15 protein-coding genes and 1 pseudogene are annotated in these 18,305 nt (G+C 36.7%); 7 read left to right on the forward strand and 9 right to left on the reverse strand.

From position 1 onward, the window contains the following. Nucleotides 1–30 precede the first annotated feature (30 nt). From DI487_RS09930 to DI487_RS09950, 5 genes are read left to right on the forward strand one after another with little or no spacing between them, the layout of a single operon-like run. Entirely contained in the window at nt 31–861 is an 831-nt protein-coding gene (locus DI487_RS09930) for an ATP cone domain-containing protein (RefSeq protein WP_109569501.1), read from the forward strand. A gap of 3 nt (nt 862–864) precedes the next feature. Then, on the forward strand, nt 865–2,220 hold the full coding sequence (locus DI487_RS09935; protein ID WP_109569502.1) for an MBL fold metallo-hydrolase: 1,356 nt from the start codon (nt 865–867) through the stop codon (nt 2,218–2,220). A 42-nt stretch (nt 2,221–2,262) separates the two neighbouring features. After that, nucleotides 2,263–2,676, forward strand: a complete 414-nt coding sequence (locus DI487_RS09940) for an HYC_CC_PP family protein (RefSeq protein WP_109569503.1) — start codon at nt 2,263–2,265, stop codon at nt 2,674–2,676. Between the two features lie 49 nt (nt 2,677–2,725). Next, on the forward strand, nt 2,726–4,963 hold the full coding sequence (locus tag DI487_RS09945) for a TonB-dependent receptor (protein WP_109569504.1): 2,238 nt from the start codon (nt 2,726–2,728) through the stop codon (nt 4,961–4,963). Between the two features lie 20 nt (nt 4,964–4,983). Next, entirely contained in the window at nt 4,984–5,328 is a 345-nt protein-coding gene (locus DI487_RS09950; protein WP_109569505.1) for a heavy-metal-associated domain-containing protein, read from the forward strand. 39 nt (nt 5,329–5,367) lie between these two features. Here DI487_RS09950 and DI487_RS09955 read toward each other — a convergent pair whose 3' ends face one another. The 9 genes from DI487_RS09955 to miaB form a co-directional block, all read right to left on the reverse strand. After that, nucleotides 5,368–7,701, reverse strand: coding sequence for a hypothetical protein (locus tag DI487_RS09955; RefSeq protein WP_109569506.1), 2,334 nt, complete (start codon nt 7,699–7,701; stop codon nt 5,368–5,370). 125 nt (nt 7,702–7,826) lie between these two features. Beyond that, nucleotides 7,827–9,455, reverse strand: coding sequence for a chaperonin GroEL (gene groL / locus DI487_RS09960; RefSeq protein WP_109569507.1), 1,629 nt, complete (start codon nt 9,453–9,455; stop codon nt 7,827–7,829). A gap of 44 nt (nt 9,456–9,499) precedes the next feature. Continuing rightward, nucleotides 9,500–9,775, reverse strand: a complete 276-nt coding sequence (locus DI487_RS09965) for a co-chaperone GroES (RefSeq protein ID WP_109569508.1) — start codon at nt 9,773–9,775, stop codon at nt 9,500–9,502. Between the two features lie 144 nt (nt 9,776–9,919). Continuing rightward, the gene (gene secG / locus DI487_RS09970; RefSeq protein WP_109569509.1) at nt 9,920–10,273 is read right to left on the reverse strand and encodes a preprotein translocase subunit SecG; all 354 of its coding nucleotides are present in this window, start codon (nt 10,271–10,273) and stop codon (nt 9,920–9,922) included. Between the two features lie 2 nt (nt 10,274–10,275). Further along, complete coding sequence (locus DI487_RS16635; RefSeq protein ID WP_317046209.1) at nt 10,276–10,833, reverse strand: tetratricopeptide repeat protein; 558 nt, start codon at nt 10,831–10,833, stop codon at nt 10,276–10,278. Next, nucleotides 10,764–11,141, reverse strand: a complete 378-nt coding sequence (locus DI487_RS16640) for a hypothetical protein (protein WP_317046210.1) — start codon at nt 11,139–11,141, stop codon at nt 10,764–10,766. The genes DI487_RS16635 and DI487_RS16640 overlap by 70 nt, the downstream gene beginning before the upstream one ends. 12 nt (nt 11,142–11,153) lie before the next feature. Beyond that, the gene (locus DI487_RS09980) at nt 11,154–11,666 is read right to left on the reverse strand and encodes an LptE family protein (RefSeq protein ID WP_109569510.1); all 513 of its coding nucleotides are present in this window, start codon (nt 11,664–11,666) and stop codon (nt 11,154–11,156) included. A 1-nt stretch (nt 11,667) separates the two neighbouring features. Next, nucleotides 11,668–12,936, reverse strand: coding sequence for a sigma-54 interaction domain-containing protein (locus DI487_RS09985; protein ID WP_109569511.1), 1,269 nt, complete (start codon nt 12,934–12,936; stop codon nt 11,668–11,670). Between the two features lie 89 nt (nt 12,937–13,025). Then, nucleotides 13,026–14,474 carry a tRNA (N6-isopentenyl adenosine(37)-C2)-methylthiotransferase MiaB gene (gene miaB / locus DI487_RS09990; RefSeq protein ID WP_109569512.1) on the reverse strand — a complete coding sequence of 483 codons (1,449 nt, stop codon included), beginning with the start codon at nt 14,472–14,474 and terminating at the stop codon, nt 13,026–13,028. Between the two features lie 158 nt (nt 14,475–14,632). On the opposite strand from miaB, the pseudogene topA reads away from it, so the two are divergent. Further along, nucleotides 14,633–17,118 (forward strand): annotated as a pseudogene (gene topA, locus DI487_RS09995) (type I DNA topoisomerase). Between the two features lie 2 nt (nt 17,119–17,120). Further along, nucleotides 17,121–18,269, forward strand: a complete 1,149-nt coding sequence (locus DI487_RS10000; RefSeq protein ID WP_109569513.1) for a formimidoylglutamase — start codon at nt 17,121–17,123, stop codon at nt 18,267–18,269. The last annotated feature ends 36 nt before the right edge of the window (nt 18,270–18,305 follow it).

Here is an 18,305-nt window from a genome sequence, read left to right on the forward strand (position 1 = left end):
TTTGTACATTAGGATTTCTATTCGCACGTAATGAAAATCAAAAAATATTCCGGAGAGGAAGTCCAGTTTGATCAGGAAAAACTGATCCGTTCCTTAATGGCATCCGGAACAACCAGAGAGATAGCTTTAGAAGTGATCAACGAGATCACGCCTAAATTGTATGAGGGCATTTCGTCCCGAAAAATTTTCAGATTGGCCTTTCAACGATTAAAGAACAGATCAAAAGCTACTGCAGCCCGTTACAATTTAAAATCGGGAATAAAGGCTTTGGGACCTGCAGGGTTTTATTTTGAAAAGTTCATTGCCCGTATATTCGAATTAGAAGGATATCAGGCACGAACCAATGTTTTTGTGGAAGGGCGTTGTATTTCGCATGAATTGGATGTGGTGATAAAGAATGGCAACCATGTAGCTATGGCGGAATGTAAATTCCATAGCAATCAGGAGATAAAGACCGATGTTAAGGTGCCGATGTATATTTTGTCGAGATTCAATGATGTGAACCAAAAGAGGTATGATTTTTTTTCGGGAGGAAGTGATATGATCTCAAAATGCTGGTTGGTGACCAATAATAAGTTCACAACAGATGCACTCGACTTTGCAAATTGTGTCGGTTTGTCCTTAATGAGTTGGGATTATCCGGAAGGGGAAAGCCTTCGGGACAGGATCAATAAATTTAATGTATACCCTATAACATGTTTGACTACATTGACGATGGCGGAAAAAGAGATCCTGCTCATGCAGGATGTGTTGACGGTGTATGATCTGATGCATTTCGGGAAGGCTTTTTCTGTTTTGAAGTTAAGTCAAAGCCGAATGAAAAATGTCAAACAAGAATGTACTCAACTTTTAAATCGTTAGCAGATGAAGATTCATTTTTTAGGCGGAGCCGGATCGGTTACCGGATCCAAAACAGTATTGGAAACAGAAGAACTCAATGTGTTGATTGATTGTGGTTTGTTTCAGGGATTGAAGAATCTAAGGGAGCTCAATTGGGAGCCTTTGCCTTTTTTGCCGGAAACTATTGATTGTGTTATTTTAACACATGGGCATTTAGATCATTGTGGTTGGTTACCGCTATTAGTCAGACAAGGGTTTAAAGGAAAGATCTATTGTACATTACCTACAAAAGGAATTACGAAACTGATCTTGTGGGATAGTGCCAAGATTCAGGAAGAAGAAGCTGAAAAGGCGAATAAGGAACATTATTCAAAGCATGATCCCGCTAAACCGCTTTATACGGTAGAAGAGGCCGAAAAGGTATTTCCGATGCTAAAGGTTGTAGATCCGAATGAAGAAGTTTACTTGTCAGATTCCGTATATTTTGAATTTTTCTATGCATCACACATTTTAGGAGCTTGTTCAGTTTCTCTGACTGCTGAAGGGAAAACATTTGTCTTTTCCGGGGATGTAGGACAAGACGATGATGTGCTGCTATTTCCACCTGTAAAACCTAAAAAGGCTGATTATGTTTTTCTGGAAAGCACTTACGGAAATCGTTTGCATCCTAAAACAGATCCTATGTTTGATCTGGAATTGATTATCAATAATACGTATCATAAGAAAGGAAATGTTGTTATTCCGAGTTTTGCAGTCGAACGGGTACAAACAATGATGTATTTGCTCTGGCAATTGAAAAAACAAGGAAGAATTCCTGATATTCCGTACATTATTGATACTCCGATGGGGATTGACGTATTGCAACTGTTCATTGATAATAGAAAATGGCACAAACTGAATCAGGAAGAATGTGTGGAAATGTGCAGAATGTTTACATTGATCTCTGATTACAAAGATACGATTGAAACAATATATGATGATCGTTCTAAAGTGGTTATTGCTGCCAGCGGAATGGTTACCGGCGGCAGAGTGTTGTCTTACCTGGAACGCTATATAAAAAGACCGGAAACTACAGTTGCTTTAGTGGGGTATCAGGCAGAGGGAACCAGAGGCCGAAAATTACTGGAAGGAGCTAAGGAAATAAAAATGTATGGTAAATATTATCCGGTTGAGGCAACAGTTCTTTCTGTTGAAGGTTTGTCGGCTCATGGAGATCAGGCAGATCTGTTGAATTGGCTTTCTGATCTGGAAGAAAAACCGGAAACGCTTTTTTTGGTTCATGGCGAAAATGAAGCTGCTGATGAATTAAGGGTAAAAGTAGAAGAGCATTATGGTTTTCATGTAGTTGTTCCGAGTAGAGGGCAAGTGATTGAAATTTGATTTTTTGTAAAGTAGCAATAAAAAAATAAGTACTTTTGCCGGATGAGGCTAAAAAAAGTAATAAGTGCAGTTTTATTGTTTCTGATCCTGTTCTCTAATTTAGGGTTAGCTGTAAATGTACATTATTGCCATAATAAAATGGCTTCGGTCTCTTTGGGGTATCAGGTTGAAGAAGCTTGTGTGATAGAGGAAAAAGACTGTTGTGCAGCTCAAAAAGATCATGAAGACTGTTGTTCAGATTCAGTTGTAAAAGCAGAGAATGAAACAGCTACTGTTTTAGCCCGGTCTCATCAATCGGAATTATCGTTTTTTGTTCTTTCAACTGTTTGTATTCCCGATTTTTTCTCTGTTGCAGAAACGATTGTTCAACAAAAGTGGTTCTGTTTTTACTGTGATTCCATGCACCACCGCTTTATAAGTTGTATTGTCAATACCTTTTTTATGTCTGAGTTTTAATGTTATTCGTTTTTAAAAATTCTTAACTAACATTAAAACATGATTCTTTATGTACAAAAATATCTTGTTTTTGTTACTGCTTATTTCAGTATCCGGTTGGTCACAGACTGAAATTAAAGGAAAAGTAGTAGACGAAAATAACCAACCCCTTTTAGGAGCCAATGTATTTTGGTTTAATACGTCGGTAGGTGTTACTACTGATACAGAAGGGAGCTTTACGCTTAAAAGAGTAAGTGAAACACAAGATCTGGTAGTGAGCTATATCGGGTTTCAAACTCAAAAAGTTGCGGTTACAACTGACTTTGTAACTGTCGTTTTAAAAGAAATGACCAATTTAGAGGAAGTAACGGTTTCCAAAATTAAAAAGACAACAGAACATTCATATCTTCAAGCAGTCAATATGCAAACTATGGGGCATAAGGAACTGCTGAAAGCGGCTTGTTGTAATTTGTCGGAGAGTTTTAGCACTAATCCGTCAATCGATGTTAATTTTTCTGATGCAGTAACCGGAAACAGACAGATCAGGATGTTGGGATTAACCAGTCCGTATATTGTAATAGCGGAAGAAAACATACCTTCTGTTCGTGGTGCATCACAGGCGTACGGATTGTCTTTTATTCCGGGAACCTGGGTGGAAAGTATCCAGATTACCAAAGGAGCGGGTAGCGTTAGTAATGGTTATGAAAGTATTTCCGGTCAGATTAATTATGAACTGCTTAAACCTGCAACCGACATTCCTTTTTTCTTAAATGCCTATGGAGCAATGGGCGGACGCTTTGAATTGAATACTCATTTCAATCAAAAGTATTCAGAAAAGTTAAGTTCCAGTTTGTTTATTCATGGTAATACCCGCCAAATCAAAAATGATAAAAATAATGACGGATTTTTAGACAACCCGATTGGGAAACAGATTAATATTTTAAATCGGTGGCAATTCCACGATACTGAAAAAGGATGGGTTAGTTTTCTGAATGTTCGTTATATGAAAGATGAAAAACAAGCCGGTCAGCTCACATTTGATCCGGATATTGACAGATTAACGGTTAGTGCATGGGGAAGTGAGGTAAATACTGAAAAAATAGAGATAGCTAACAAAACAGGTTATGTTTTTAAAGAGATGCCGTATCAAAGTTTTGGTTTTCAGAATTCATTTCAATCCCATAAACAAGATTCTTATTTTGGTTTAAACCGATATAATATTCATCAGCAAAGTTATTATTCTAATCTATTGTTCAGTTCCATTATAAACAATACTAAAAATAAGTTTACTACCGGAGTTAATTTTACGTATGATGCTTATAAAGAGGGTGTAGCTGTTAATTTTACTGAAGATTTTTCCAGAATTGACAATTCAGCGGGAGTATTCTTTGAATATACATTCGATAATTTAGATAATTTCAGCGCAGTTGCCGGAATTCGGGTCGATAATCACAATCGGTTGGGGACTTTCATAACACCGCGTTTGCACATCCGTTATAACCCATGGAAAGATGCAGTAATAAGAGTTTCTGCAGGAAGAGGTAAAAGAGCAGCTAATATTTTTGCAGAGAACCAACAACTTTTTGCTTCTTCAAGAGCTTTCGGTATTTTAAACGCCAATGGTAAATTATATGGTTTAGATCCTGAAATTGCATGGAACTATGGTTTAAGCATTATCCAGTCCTTTACCTTTTTAGGTATGGATTCTGAACTGGTTGTGGATTACTACCGGACTGATTTTGAAAATCAGGTCGTGGTAGATGTGGATTATAGTCCGCAATACGTTCTGTTTCATAATTTAGAAGGAAAAAGCTTTGCTAATTCTTTTCAGGCGGAATGGAGTGTAACTCCGTTCACTCATTTCAATATTAAAATGGCCTATAAATATTATGATGTACAAAGTCAATATCTGACAGGACAAAAACAAAAGCCACTACAGGCCAAGCATCGTTTTTTTGCTAATGTAGCTTATGAGACGCATATTAAGGAAAAAGGAAAACAGTGGAAGTTCGATGTGACCTATAACTGGCTTGGAAAGCAACGTTTGCCTGCTACAGTATCTAATCCGCAAGAATATCGTTTAGGAGTGTATGCTCCGGATTTTGCAGTTATAAATGCTCAGATTACCCGAACTTTTTCAAGTACTTTTGAAATGTATGTGGGAGGTGAAAATATTGGAAATTACAAACAAAATAATGCCATAGTGGCGGCAAATGATCCTTTTGGGTCATATTTTGACAGTAGTATGATCTACGGGCCTGTTTTCGGGCAAATGTATTATGCAGGATTGCGATTTAAAATTAAATAAATTTCAAAATTATAGTAGATATGAAAAAAGTAATGTTAGTATTCTTTTTAAGTTTTTTGGCATCTACAGGAATGATGGGGCAAGAAAAGAAAAGTAAGAATAAACAAGTTGAATTTAAAGTTAACGGGAATTGTGAAATGTGTAAAAAACGTATAGAAAAGGCTGCTTTTTCTGTTAAAGGAGTAAAAAGTGCACAGTGGCATGTTGATCATCACGATATTCATCTGATTATTGATGAAAATAAATGTTCAGTTGAAGAAGTACAACAAGCAATTGCTAAAGCCGGTCACGATACTGAAAACTTTAAAGCTAGTAATGAAGATTACGAGCGTTTGCATTCTTGTTGTCAATACGAACGATTGTAAAAAAATAAAACCGATTAGATTTCTAATCGGTTTTTTATTTTAGAGCTTAACAGGAAGTACTTCATGGAAAAAATTACCGGAACCGTCAAGACCTTGTATGTCGAGATAGAATTCTTTTAGATCAAAATGAGGAAAAGAAAATTCAAATTCACCTGTTTCATTGGTGTAAATGTTATTTTTCCAATCAACTACACCGTATTTTTTAAATGAATCATGGTCGTAATCTTGGTACTCAATGTTTTTGAAGGGAATATCTTTTTGAAACCCTTTTTTGATCTGAATTTTACTTGATTTAATTGTTGGGTTTGAGTCTTTGTCATAAGTTATTCGGGTGTAAATGCGTATGCTTCCATTAGAGCCGTTCATGCCTTCACCAAATCCTGTTCTGTTAATATAAATCTCATCTACCTGTCTTAATGACATGCCTAAAAGTAAACTGAAATCAGTTATAGGAGTATTGTCTAAATAAACAATTGGGGTTCGGGATCCTAAAACTGATTTGGACGCTCTGGCATTGATAATAACATTTATTCCTGATACACTGACATCGAATCCGTTAAATGATATAAAAGATAAGACATCATTGTATGTTTGCCTGTCTGTTTCATTTATTTTGAATGCTCGGGCATAATTATTCTGGTATCTTGTATTTCCGTAGATAAGCTTCTCTTTTTTTTCTGAAACTAATTGTATACTATCCAGTTCAATTATTTTTCCTGTTTTAGGAAATAGATTAACATATTCATCCTGCTTTTTCTCATAGAAAGTACTTTGACAGGAGTTTTTCTTTATAAGAACAGGTTTTAAAAACTTACTGTTGTTATTCTTTAAAGTAGTAACTACGCTGAGCTTTTTTAAATTAGTATTGTTCTTTAAAAGAGAAAAATGACAATAAACGGAATCTTCTAATAGTAAGTTTTTAAAATAGAACGAGTTGTCGGTTTCTATGTTGGTTCCTAAATTAAGACTTCCTTGAGTGTATAGTTTTAATTGTAGTTTTTCTTTATTCGGGATATTTTGGTTTATTTTTCCGGTAATATCAATACCGAATTCATAATCGTATTTCTGTACAATAGTGTCGTTCAGTATTGAATTCCAATTGTATTTCGATTTACAGCCCATCAAATAGAGGTCGAGTTCGTATTGTTTTTTTCGATCAAAATTTTCGAAATAATAATGTGTATTATTTAATTTTTCTTTAGTTACATTCTCAAAGGCTAAATGATTAATGATAGAATTTTGGCTTATATTGGAGTTAGGAAGAATACTGATGCTCATAATCCCGATATTATTCTTCAACAATCCTTTTACTCTTATACTGTCGTTGTTTTTAACAGCATTTCGGATTTCAATTTTGTTTGGATCTTTTTTTATAAAGATCAATCTTTCAGCGATGGATTCATTTTTTGAGTTTAATAATCTTAAAGTATTTAACCCGTTAAAGAATTCTTTTTGTTCGAGGAAAAAATCTTTTTTGGTCAGGTTGTCAAAACGGATGTCTAAGAACTTTATAGAATCATATTTTTCTATGATAAGTTTTAAATTTTCTTCTTTTATTTTAGTTAAGGTATTGGCATTGGTTTTTAAAGTAAGCAATACATTATCTTGTTTGATAAAGGTGAGTGCCGATAAATTAACGCCTTCAATAGTCACAGGAGGTAAATCATGTGAAAAAGTTTGGTTAGCAACACTTGTTTTTATGGAGTAAGTTGTGTTTTTAGTATTGAGTAAATCAAATTTCCCGTATCCTTCTTGATTTGTATAAAAGCTTGTAATGGTATTGCCGGAATCGTCTGTAACATCGGCGGAAAGTTTGACTCCTTTGTTTTGGCAGTCTGTTATTTTGACAACAACTGTATTATCACTTTCAAATAATAGTTTTCCTCCTTCGGGAGTTATTTCAAAATTAAGATGTTCCGGTTCAGAATGAAGATCGAGAGGTGTGTCTTCAATGTTGATTATTTCAAACTCTTCAATGGTAGATTCATCTTCAATGAAGTTGTTCATGTAATTGGTATAAATATGCAGAAAGTATTTTCCTGAAGGGAGGCTTTTATCTAATTTAATTTGCCCTGAAGTAATCCCGTTTGAAGCATAGAAAAGTTGGTTTTTTATTTCGTTTTTATCTTGATTATAAAGAGAGATATAAACATTGGTGGTTAAAGGATTCAATTTGTTAGTCTTTTTGTCTAAAATATAGCCTTTAAACCATACAGTTTCATTAGAAAAATAAGTGTTCTTGTTGAGGTGTAAATAAATATTTTCTCTGTCAAGTTTGAAATAGTTCTGAAATTTACGGTCAACTTCGTTGATATTCTGGGCCTTTAAAGCTATTGATAGTAAGAGGGTTAATAGAAAAAATTTTCGAAACATATTCCTGTTTTTTTCAAATGTAGGAAAAATACAAACAGGTTAAATTCTTTTTTAGTCAAATGCAAAAAAAGCTGCCCGAATTGACAGGCAGCTTTTAATTTGTTCTGGTAAGAAGAAGGATGTTATTACATCATTCCCGGCATTCCGCCACCCATAGGAGGCATTGCAGGAGCTTCTTCTTTAATATCGATCAAAGCACACTCAGTAGTTAAGATCATTCCGGCAACAGAAGCCGCATTTTCAAGAGCTACACGAGTTACTTTTTTAGGGTCAATGATCCCTGCTTTCAACATTTCAACATATTCTCCGGTTTTAGCATTGAAACCAAAATCAGCTTTACCTTCCAATACTTTTGAAATAACAACAGAACCTTCACCACCGGCGTTTTCAACAATTGTTCTCAAAGGAGATTCGATAGCTCTGTTTACGATTTGGATACCTGTTGTTTCATCAGCATTAACAGCTTGCACATCGGTTAATACATTTTTAGCCCTTACTAAAGCTACACCACCTCCGGCAACAATTCCTTCTTCAACAGCAGCTCTTGTAGCGTGTAAAGCATCATCAACACGATCTTTTTTCTCTTTCATTTCTACTTCAGAGGCTGCACCAACATATAATACAGCTACACCTCCGGCTAATTTAGCCAAACGTTCCTGAAGTTTTTCTCTATCATAGTCAGAAGTCGTAGTTTCGATCTGAGCTTTGATCTGGTTTACACGAGCTTTAATGTTTTCAGCATCGCCGTTACCGTTTACAATAGTTGTGTTGTCTTTATCGATAGTAACCGTTTCAGCCGTTCCTAACATAGCTAAAGTAGCATTTTCAAGAGTGAATCCGCTTTCTTCAGCAATTACAGTACCTCCGGTTAAGATGGCAATATCTTCTAACATTGCTTTTCTTCTGTCACCGAACCCCGGAGCTTTAACAGCAGCAATTTTTAATCCGCCTCTTAATTTATTAACTACTAAAGTAGCTAAAGCTTGTCCGTCTACATCTTCAGCAATGATCAATAGCGGACGGCTTGATTGAGCAACAGGTTCTAAAATAGGAAGTAATTCCTGTAAGTTAGAGATCTTTTTATCGTATAGTAAAATATAAGGATTGTCTAGTTCGGCAACCATCTTATCAGCATTAGTTACGAAATAAGGAGAAAGGTAACCTCTGTCAAACTGCATCCCTTCAACAACGTCTACGTAAGTATCCGTACCTTTAGCTTCTTCAACGGTAATAACCCCTTCCTTACCTACTTTTGTAAAAGCAGTTGCGATCAATTCGCCGATAGTATCGTCATTATTGGCAGAAATAGAAGCTACTTGTTTGATCTTTTCAGAAGAATCACCTACTTCCTGAGCCTGTTTACCTAAGTCTGCTACTAAGGCCTCAACCGCTTTGTCAATACCCCGTTTTAGATCCATCGGATTTGCTCCGGCAGCAACGTTTTTAAGTCCTTCTTTAACAATTGCTTGTGCTAAAACTGTTGCAGTTGTAGTACCATCTCCGGCTAAATCATTAGTTTTTGATGCTACTTCTTTAACCATTTGAGCTCCCATGTTCTCTAATGGGTCTTGTAATTCGATTTCTTTTGCTACGGAAACACCATCTTTGGTTACTGTAGGGCCTCCGAATGATTTAGAGATAATAACATTTCTACCTTTTGGTCCTAAAGTTACTTTAACAGCATTTGCTAAAGCATCTACACCGCGTTTTAAACCGTCGCGAGCTTCAATGTCGAATTTAATATCTTTTGCCATTTTCTTTTTATTTAAATTTTAAGGTTTAAAAGTTGTTTGTTTTTTTATAAGATAGCGTAAATTTCATCTTCACGCATGATCAGGTAATCTTTACCTTCGTACTTGAACTCGGTACCTGAATATTTGCCATAAAGTACAGTGTCGCCTACTTTAACGGTCATCGTGTGGTCTTTTTTACCGTTACCTACGGCAACTACAGTTCCTTTTTGAGGTTTTTCTTTTGCAGTGTCAGGAATAATGATCCCTGAAGCCGTTGTAGTTTCTGCAGCCATTGGCTCAATTACTACGCGATCTGAAATAGGTTTAATGTTTAATGACATAATTTATCTAGTTTTTTAATGTTAAATTTTACGGTCAAAATCTTTTCAGAAATTATGCCAAATGCTTTTCCTGACATTTTTGCTGAAAATAAAAATGCCAGCACTGACAGGCTGGCATTTTAATGATAGTATTTTTTACAGCAATTATTTTGCAGCGTCCTCTGTTGCAGCAGGAGCTTGTTCAATAGCTTGTTGTTGAGCTTCCGGAGTAGCCGGGATTTCAGTTTGAGGAATAGTCACTTCGTCATCTCCTAATACTTTTGAACCTGAAGCACTGTTGTTAAATGCTATTGAAGATAATAAGATCAATGCAATTAAGATCCCTCCTAAGGTCCAGGTACTTTTGTCTAAAAAGTCAGTTGTTTTCTGAACACCACCTAATTGTTGAGAACCTCCGAATGTAGAAGATAATCCGCCTCCTTTAGGGTTTTGAACCATAATGGCTAAAATCAATAAAAAACAAACAATTGTGATTGCAATTAAAAATCCTGTAAACATAATTAGTTATTATTATTTTGTTGTAATTTTTTTATACTATTAATTCGGTCTGCAAAGAAACTACTTTTTTCTGGATATTTCAAAATTAAAATTTCATAAGCTTGTATGGCACGTTGATATTTTTTTTGTTCTAAGTATATCTGCGCCAATGTTTCGGTCATCAAATGTGTAGGTTCTTCAAGGCTTTTGCTGATATTTACGGCGTTGGACTGGCTTTCTTTTGAAGGAACTATTTTAGGGTTTGTTTCAATAAATTTATCGATCAAATCGAATTTTTTGTTTCGTTCACTGTCAATTTCAGGCTCTTTTTCAGTTTCATTTCTTTCAATAGGAGCAATTCTGGTAAGCTGGAGCCATTCGTTAAAAGAGTGTTTTTCACTTGAATTGAAGTTGAAAGGTTTGCCTATTTCTAATAGCTCTTCCGGAGAAGCTTCTGTATTTTCATTCGGTGCAACATCCGTTTTTAAAGCATGCTCAGTAATCGGGGTTTCTATTTCTTCTGCTTGTGGAATGTCGGTCTGACTTTTCGGGTTTCCGAAAGGTTTTCGGGAGCTATCCATTCACTTTCCGTAACATCAATCTCTTCAAGAGCCGTTTGTTGTTCTTCGATATGTTGTTTTTGAAGTGTATGAAAACCGTCAGAAGTAATGAAATGAAATAAGATACTTCTATCCGTTGTATAAGCGGCTGCTTTTTTCAGTTCATAATTGTATCTGAAGCTCTGATTGTTGTAAAGCCCTTTTATATATAAGGCTCTGGCTGCCTGAAAGTACGGAAATTGTTGTAAAACGGATTCTAATGATGCGGTTTGTACATCATTAATAGCTTCTGGCTTGTTTAATAGATATGTTAAATCGTTAGTGTTCAATAGAATTTGATTTTACCATTTTGCTAAGGAAGCGTTGAAAATATCTTGTGTGATCCGTTCGTAAATTTCGTCTAAAGCCGTTGTTAACCTACTTCCTACCATTTGTTCGGAAGCCGGGTAATCATGATAGAATGAAAACCGTTTTTCAAAATCATCATCTTCGTGTTTTTTATTGGTAAAACGAACCAAAACACTTATAGTTAAACGGTTTTGAGCAGCAAGCTGGTCTGCCGTTGCTGACATAGGGGAAATGCGGTATTCTACAATTTCTCCTTCATATACTAAATCTCCGTCGTGATTTACTAAATTCAGGTTCGTCTGGTTCTGGATCAGATCCTGCAGACGAAGTGTGAATGTTCTTTCAATTCCGGGTTCGATCAGATCAGCTGAATTCTGAAAATAATTGACCTGAAATGTTTCGGCGTCGATTTTACCTGTTCCGGTAAGATTATAGTTTACACTACATCCTGTAAACAGCAGGGTGATACTAAGGATTAAAAAACTGTATTTTAGCTTTGAGATCATTTTATAAATCGTATTGTTTAATTTTTCGGTATAATGTCCTTTCAGAGATTCCGAGTTCGTCAGCGGCTGCTTTTCGTTTGCCTTTGTTCCGTTCCAGAGCTTTTTTGATCAATTCGATCTCTTTGGCCTCTAAACTTAAGGTTTCTTCCTCAATGGCATCTTCAAAAATATATTGGTCATCATCAAAGTCTTCGTGGCGGTATCCTTCCGGAGCAAGGACATTGTTCTCTTTTACAGGAATAATTTCCGTTTCCGGCTGTTGTTCAAAAATAATGTCCTCTTCTTTTTGACCGTAAATGCGTTGGATCAGGTTTTTATTGTTTTCCTGAACTTTAGCACTTCCGTTCTGCATGAGTTCCAAAGTTAATTTTTTCAGGTCATTCAGGTCGGCTTTCATATCAAAAAGTACTTTGTACAAAATTTCCCTTTCGTTACTGAAGTCACTTTCCGATTTGGTATTGTTTACAATTGAAGGAAGATTGTTTCCTTCAGCAGGGAGATACGCTTGTAAAGTAGCTGCGGAAATATCGCGGTTGGTTTCCAAAACGGAAATCTGTTCGGCAATATTTCTCAGTTGACGAATGTTTCCGCTCCAGCGGTAGCGGATCAGGTATTGTATAGCTTCTTCCGAAAGCCGAATAGTTGGCATTTTATATTTTTGAGCAAAATCAGCGGCAAATTTCCGAAACAGGATGTGAATATCATCTTTGCGCTCACGCAAGGGAGGTAAGTGGATTTCCACGGTACTTAAACGATAATATAAGTCTTCGCGGAATTTGCCTTTGGAAATAGCTTCTTGCATATTTACATTAGTGGCAGCCACAATACGAACATTGGTTTTCTGTACTTGTGAAGATCCCACTTTGATAAATTCGCCGTTTTCTAAAACGCGCAGCAAACGAACCTGAGTGGTTAAGGGTAATTCTCCCACTTCATCTAAGAAAATAGTTCCGCCGTCTGCGACTTCAAAATAACCTTCACGAGTGGAAGTAGCTCCGGTAAATGAACCTTTTTCATGACCGAAAAGCTCACTGTCAATAGTTCCTTCCGGAATAGCGCCACAGTTTACAGCAATGTATTTGCCGTGTTTTCGGTGCGAAAGTGCATGAATTATTTTGGGAATACTTTCTTTACCAACACCACTTTCACCGGTAACCAAAACAGAAATATCTGTTGGTGCTACTTGAATGGCTTTTTCAAGTGCACGATTTAATTTCGGATCGTTACCAATGATTTCGAAGCGTTGTTTTATATTTTGAATGCTCTCCATTTTTTTAAGTCTGAAAGTCAAAAGTCAAAAGTTTTAAACTCAAAAAAGAATTTCTTTCGACTTTAAAACTTTAATCTTTCAACTAAATATTATTGCATTTTTTCAGAATACCCGATGGCTTCACCGATTAATGTAGCGGTTGTACAATCTGAAATTTTAACCATTACAAAATCACCCGGTTTATACTCTTCTTTTGGGAAAACCACGACTGTATTTTGAGAGTTCCTGCCGCTCCAATGTTTGTCGGAACGTTTGGAGTCTTTTTCAACTAAAACTTCAACGGTTTGCCCTACAAATCGCTGAGTTCTTTCTAAAGCAATGCGTTGTTGTAAATCTATAATCTCATTTAAACGACGTTTTTTAACTTCTTCAGGTACATCATCTTCCATTTTTCTTGCGGCTAAAGTTCCCGGTCGTTCTGAGTAGGCAAACATAAATCCGAAATCGTATCTTACGTGTTCCATTAAAGACAAGGTATCTTGATGATCTTCTTCAGTTTCGGTCGGGAATCCGGCGATCATATCCTGAGATAAAGAAATATCCGGGATCAATTCATAAATTTTATCAACCAAAGCCATATATTCTTCACGAGTATGCTGGCGGTTCATTTCTTTTAAGATACGAGTGCTTCCTGATTGAACCGGTAAGTGGATGTATTTACATATATTATGGTGTTTCGCCATCACTTCAATAACTTCCACGTGCATATCCTGCGGATTAGATGTTGAAAAACGGAAACGCATTTTAGGAAACTGAGAGGCGCATTGGTCTAATAATTGCGCAAAATCAACTGCCGTAGCTTTTTGTATTTCGCTTGCTTTGTCAAAATCTTTTTTTAGACCTCCGCCATACCATAAATAGCTGTCGACATTTTGCCCTAGCAGTGTGATCTCTTTGAATCCTCTGTTCCAAAGATCCTGAATTTCCTCTACTATACTTTGCGGATCTCGGCTACGTTCTCTTCCTCGTGTGAACGGAACCACACAAAAAGTACACATGTTGTCGCATCCGCGGGTAATAGATACAAAGGCAGATACTCCGTTGCTGCTTAAACGTACCGGTTGAACGTCTCCGTAAGTTTCTTCTTTTGAAAGGATTACATTGATGGCGTCACGACCTTCTTCCACTTCTTTTAGAAGGTTCGGAATATCTTTGTAGGCATCGGGACCTACCACCATGTCCACGATCTTTTCTTCTTCAAGGAATTTGTCTTTTAAACGTTCTGCCATACAACCGAGAACCCCTACTTTCATGGATGGGTTGATCTTTTTAACGGCATTATATTGTTCCAGACGTTTACGAACGGTTTGTTCTGCTTTATCTCTGATCGAACAAGTGTTTACTAAAACTAAATCGGCTTCTTCAAGGTTTTGAGTAGTATTATAGCCTTCGTTAGCCAAGATAGAGGCAACGATTTCACTATCCGAAAAATTCATTTGACAACCATAACTTTCTATGAAAAGTTTTTTAGCATTGCCTTCCTTTTGTTCTTTAACAAGGCTTGTTCCTTGTTTGTTTTCTTCAATAATCTTTTCCATTTATAAAAATCCCAAAACGTTTAATGGGCAAAGATAATACTAAATTCTATAATATGACATCTTGTCATATTATCTTTAACGATTTATTTGTTATAAAAACGACAATAGCCGAAAAATTTAAAAAAAACTTATACTTTTGCCTCAAACAAAAATTGGACATGGCAAAGAATTTAGTAATAGTAGAGTCACCCGCTAAAGCAAAAACTATCGAAAAATTTCTAGGAAAAGAGTTTCAGGTAGAATCGAGTTTTGGTCATATAGCAGATCTGCCTTCAAAGGAGATCGGCGTGGACGTAGCGCATGATTTTAAACCTAAATATGAAGTTTCCGGCGATAAAAAGTCGTTAGTAAAAAAGCTTAAGGATTTAGCTAAATCAGCAGAGATTGTTTGGTTAGCTTCCGATGAAGATCGCGAGGGAGAAGCTATTTCTTGGCATTTGGCAGAAGAATTGAAATTGAAGCCGGAAAAGACTAAACGTATTGTATTTCATGAGATTACTAAGTCTGCCATTCAAAAAGCAATTGAAAACCCGAGAGGGATCGATTATAATTTAGTAAATGCGCAACAGGCCCGAAGAGTTTTAGACCGTTTAGTAGGGTATGAATTGTCGCCTGTATTGTGGAAAAAAGTCAAGGGAGGACTTTCTGCCGGACGGGTACAGTCGGTTTCTGTTCGTTTGATAGTAGAGCGTGAACGTGAAATCCAAAATTTCAATGCAGAAGCTTCTTATAGTGTTGTGGCAGAATTTGCAAATGAAGCCGGGAAAACCTTTAAAGCGCGTTTACCGAAGAACTTCAGATCAAAAGCAGAAGCAGAAACTTTCTTAAAACAAAATATTGGCTCTGCTTATAAGGTAAGCGATCTGGAAACTAAACCAACCAAAAAATCTCCGGCAGCCCCGTTTACAACGTCTACTTTACAACAGGAGGCTGCGCGTAAGTTGTATTTGCCGGTAGGGATTACCATGCAAATTGCTCAAAGGTTGTATGAAGCAGGGTTGATTACTTATATGAGAACAGATAGTGTAAATCTTTCTCAGGAGGCTATGGAAGCAGCAAAAGCGGAAATAGAAAGTTACTATGGTAAGGAATTTTCCCAACCGCGCAATTTTGCGACGAAGTCAAAAGGAGCGCAGGAAGCGCACGAGGCCATTCGTCCTACAGATATGAGTCGTCATACAGTAAATTTAGACAGAGATCAGGCTCGATTATATGATTTGATATGGAAAAGAACATTGGCTTCTCAAATGAGCGATGCGCAATTGGAAAGAACAAATGTAAAAATAGAAGCAACCGGTCATAAAGAATATTTTGCTGCCAGTGGAGAGGTGATCAAATTTGAAGGGTTCTTAAAAGTGTATTTAGAAGGGCATGATGACGATGAAGAAGAACAGGAAGGAATGCTTCCGGCTTTAAAAGTAGGAGAGAAACTGGCGAATCATACTATTGTCGCAACAGAGCGCTTTTCACGTCCGCCAAGTCGATATACAGAAGCGTCATTGGTTAAGAAATTAGAGGAATTAGGGATTGGGCGACCGTCGACCTATGCGCCGACAATTTCAACAATTATTGCGCGTAATTATGTAGAAAAAGGTTCTAATGAAGGAGTGGAGCGAAAATATAACCAGTTAACATTGATAGGTACAGATATGGTTTCTAAGGTCTTGACGGAAACGACGGGATCTGATAAAGGAAAATTGGTGCCGACAGATATCGGGATGATCGTAAATGATTTTTTGGTGGCCAATTTTGAAACGATATTAGATTATAACTTTACAGCAAAAGTGGAACAGGACTTTGATGAGATTGCTGAAGGAAAAGAAGATTGGGTGCAGATGATGAAAGATTTTTACAGTCATTTCCATCCGAATGTAGTGGATGTGGAGAAAAATGCTGACAGAGAGACCGGAGAGCGTATTTTAGGGGTTCATCCGGAAAGCGGCAAACAAGTTTCGGTTCGATTAGGTAAATTCGGACCAATGGCTCAGATAGGAGATGCTGAAGATGAAAACAAACAATTTGCAAGTTTGTTACCGGAGCAGAATATCGGAACTATTACTTTGGATGAGGCGCTTACGTTGTTTTTGTTGCCGAAATCATTAGGAACGTATGACGGGGAGGAAGTAGAAGTGAATAATGGTCGTTTCGGGCCTTATGTCCGATTCGGGAAAACATTTATTTCTTTGCCGAAGGGGAAGAACCGTTGGATGTAACATTAGAAAGAGCTGCTGAGCTGATAGAAGAAAAAAAGCAGGCAGACGCTCCTATTGCTACTTACGAAGGAAAACCGGTTCAAAAAGGAGTTGGTCGTTTCGGACCGTTCATTAAGTGGGACGGAATGTTTATCAATGTCAGTAAAAAATATAATTTCGACAAGTTGAGTCAGGAAGATATAATAGAGCTTATTCAAGATAAAATACAAAAAGAAAAAGATAAATTAATTCACGATTGGCCGGAAGAAGGAATCCGTGTAGAAAAAGCACGTTGGGGACGTTCGGTTATTTTAAAGGGGAAAACAAAGGTAGAATTAGGGAAAGAAGTGGATGCGGAAAAGTTAACCTTAGAGGAGGTAAAAGAATTGATTGAAAAGAAAGCACCGGCTAAAAAAACAGCATCTAAAAAAGCAACAGCTAAAAAGAAATAGGTATGGTGTTTGATTTTTTGCGACCTGTAAGTGATGAGTTTTTAAATTTTGTAGAAACCTTATCGCCTCAAACATTAGGGAAAAAGACTCTTTTTAATACAGAAGCAGAGTTTCCGGATTTAGAGGGGGTTCAAGTAGCTTTGGTTACGGTGAACGAGTACAGGGGGATGGTAGAAGCAAATACGGATATAGATTTTACGACATTCAGAAAGTATTTTTATGGTCTTTTTCCGGGGAATTGGTCTCTGGTATTGGCTGATCTGGGAACAATTTCTCCCGGAGATTCTATTGAAGATACTTATTTTTTAGTACGATCGGTTTGTGAAGATCTTTTACGGCAGAGAATAATTCCTATAGTGATAGGAGGTTCGCAGGATTTAACCTATGCGGTTTACCGTTCATTCGATGCTTTAGAGCAAATGGTAAATTTGGTTACAGTGGATAGTAAGTTTGATTTTGCGAAAGAGAATAATCCGGTTGCTAATTCGTATCTTTCACGAATTATAGTTGAAGAGCCTAATAATTTGTTTAATTATGCTAATGTAGGATATCAGACTTATCTCAATTCGCAGGAGGAGATCGATTTAATTGAGAAGTTGTATTTTGAAGCTTACAGGTTAGGACAGGTATCCAATACGATCAGTATCGCTGAACCGGTTTTCAGAGATGCGGATTTAGTAAGTGTGGATATGTTCTCTGTTCAGTCTTCTTTTTCGGGTAATTTCAACCATTTTAATCCGAATGGTTTTGACGGAAAGGAAATATGTGCTTTAATAAGGTATGCGGGAATTAGTGATAAAGTTTCAACTTTAGGTATTTTTAATTTTAATAATTCAACAAAAGAAGTATCTTTGGTGGCACAAATCCTGTGGTACTTCTTGGAGGGCTTCGCATTGAGGTCGGGAGAATATCCTTTCGGAACAAAAGAGAATTATTTTAAATATATTGTTCCGATTGATGATGAAGAATTGATTTTTTACAAGAGTGACAGAACGGGTAGATGGTGGATAGAAATACCATTTATTTCAGATGTAGATAATAAAATAAAGAAAAATACGTTATTACCTTGCTCGCATGAAGATTATTTAGCGGCTTGTGAGCAGGAAATACCGGAACGGTGGTGGAAAGCACAACGGCGTAATTTGTTATAAACTACCCTTGAAATGAATATTTTATGCAAGGAATTC

Source organism: Flavobacterium sediminis (genome assembly GCF_003148385.1).
GTDB classification, from domain to species: Bacteria; Bacteroidota; Bacteroidia; order Flavobacteriales; family Flavobacteriaceae; genus Flavobacterium; species Flavobacterium sediminis.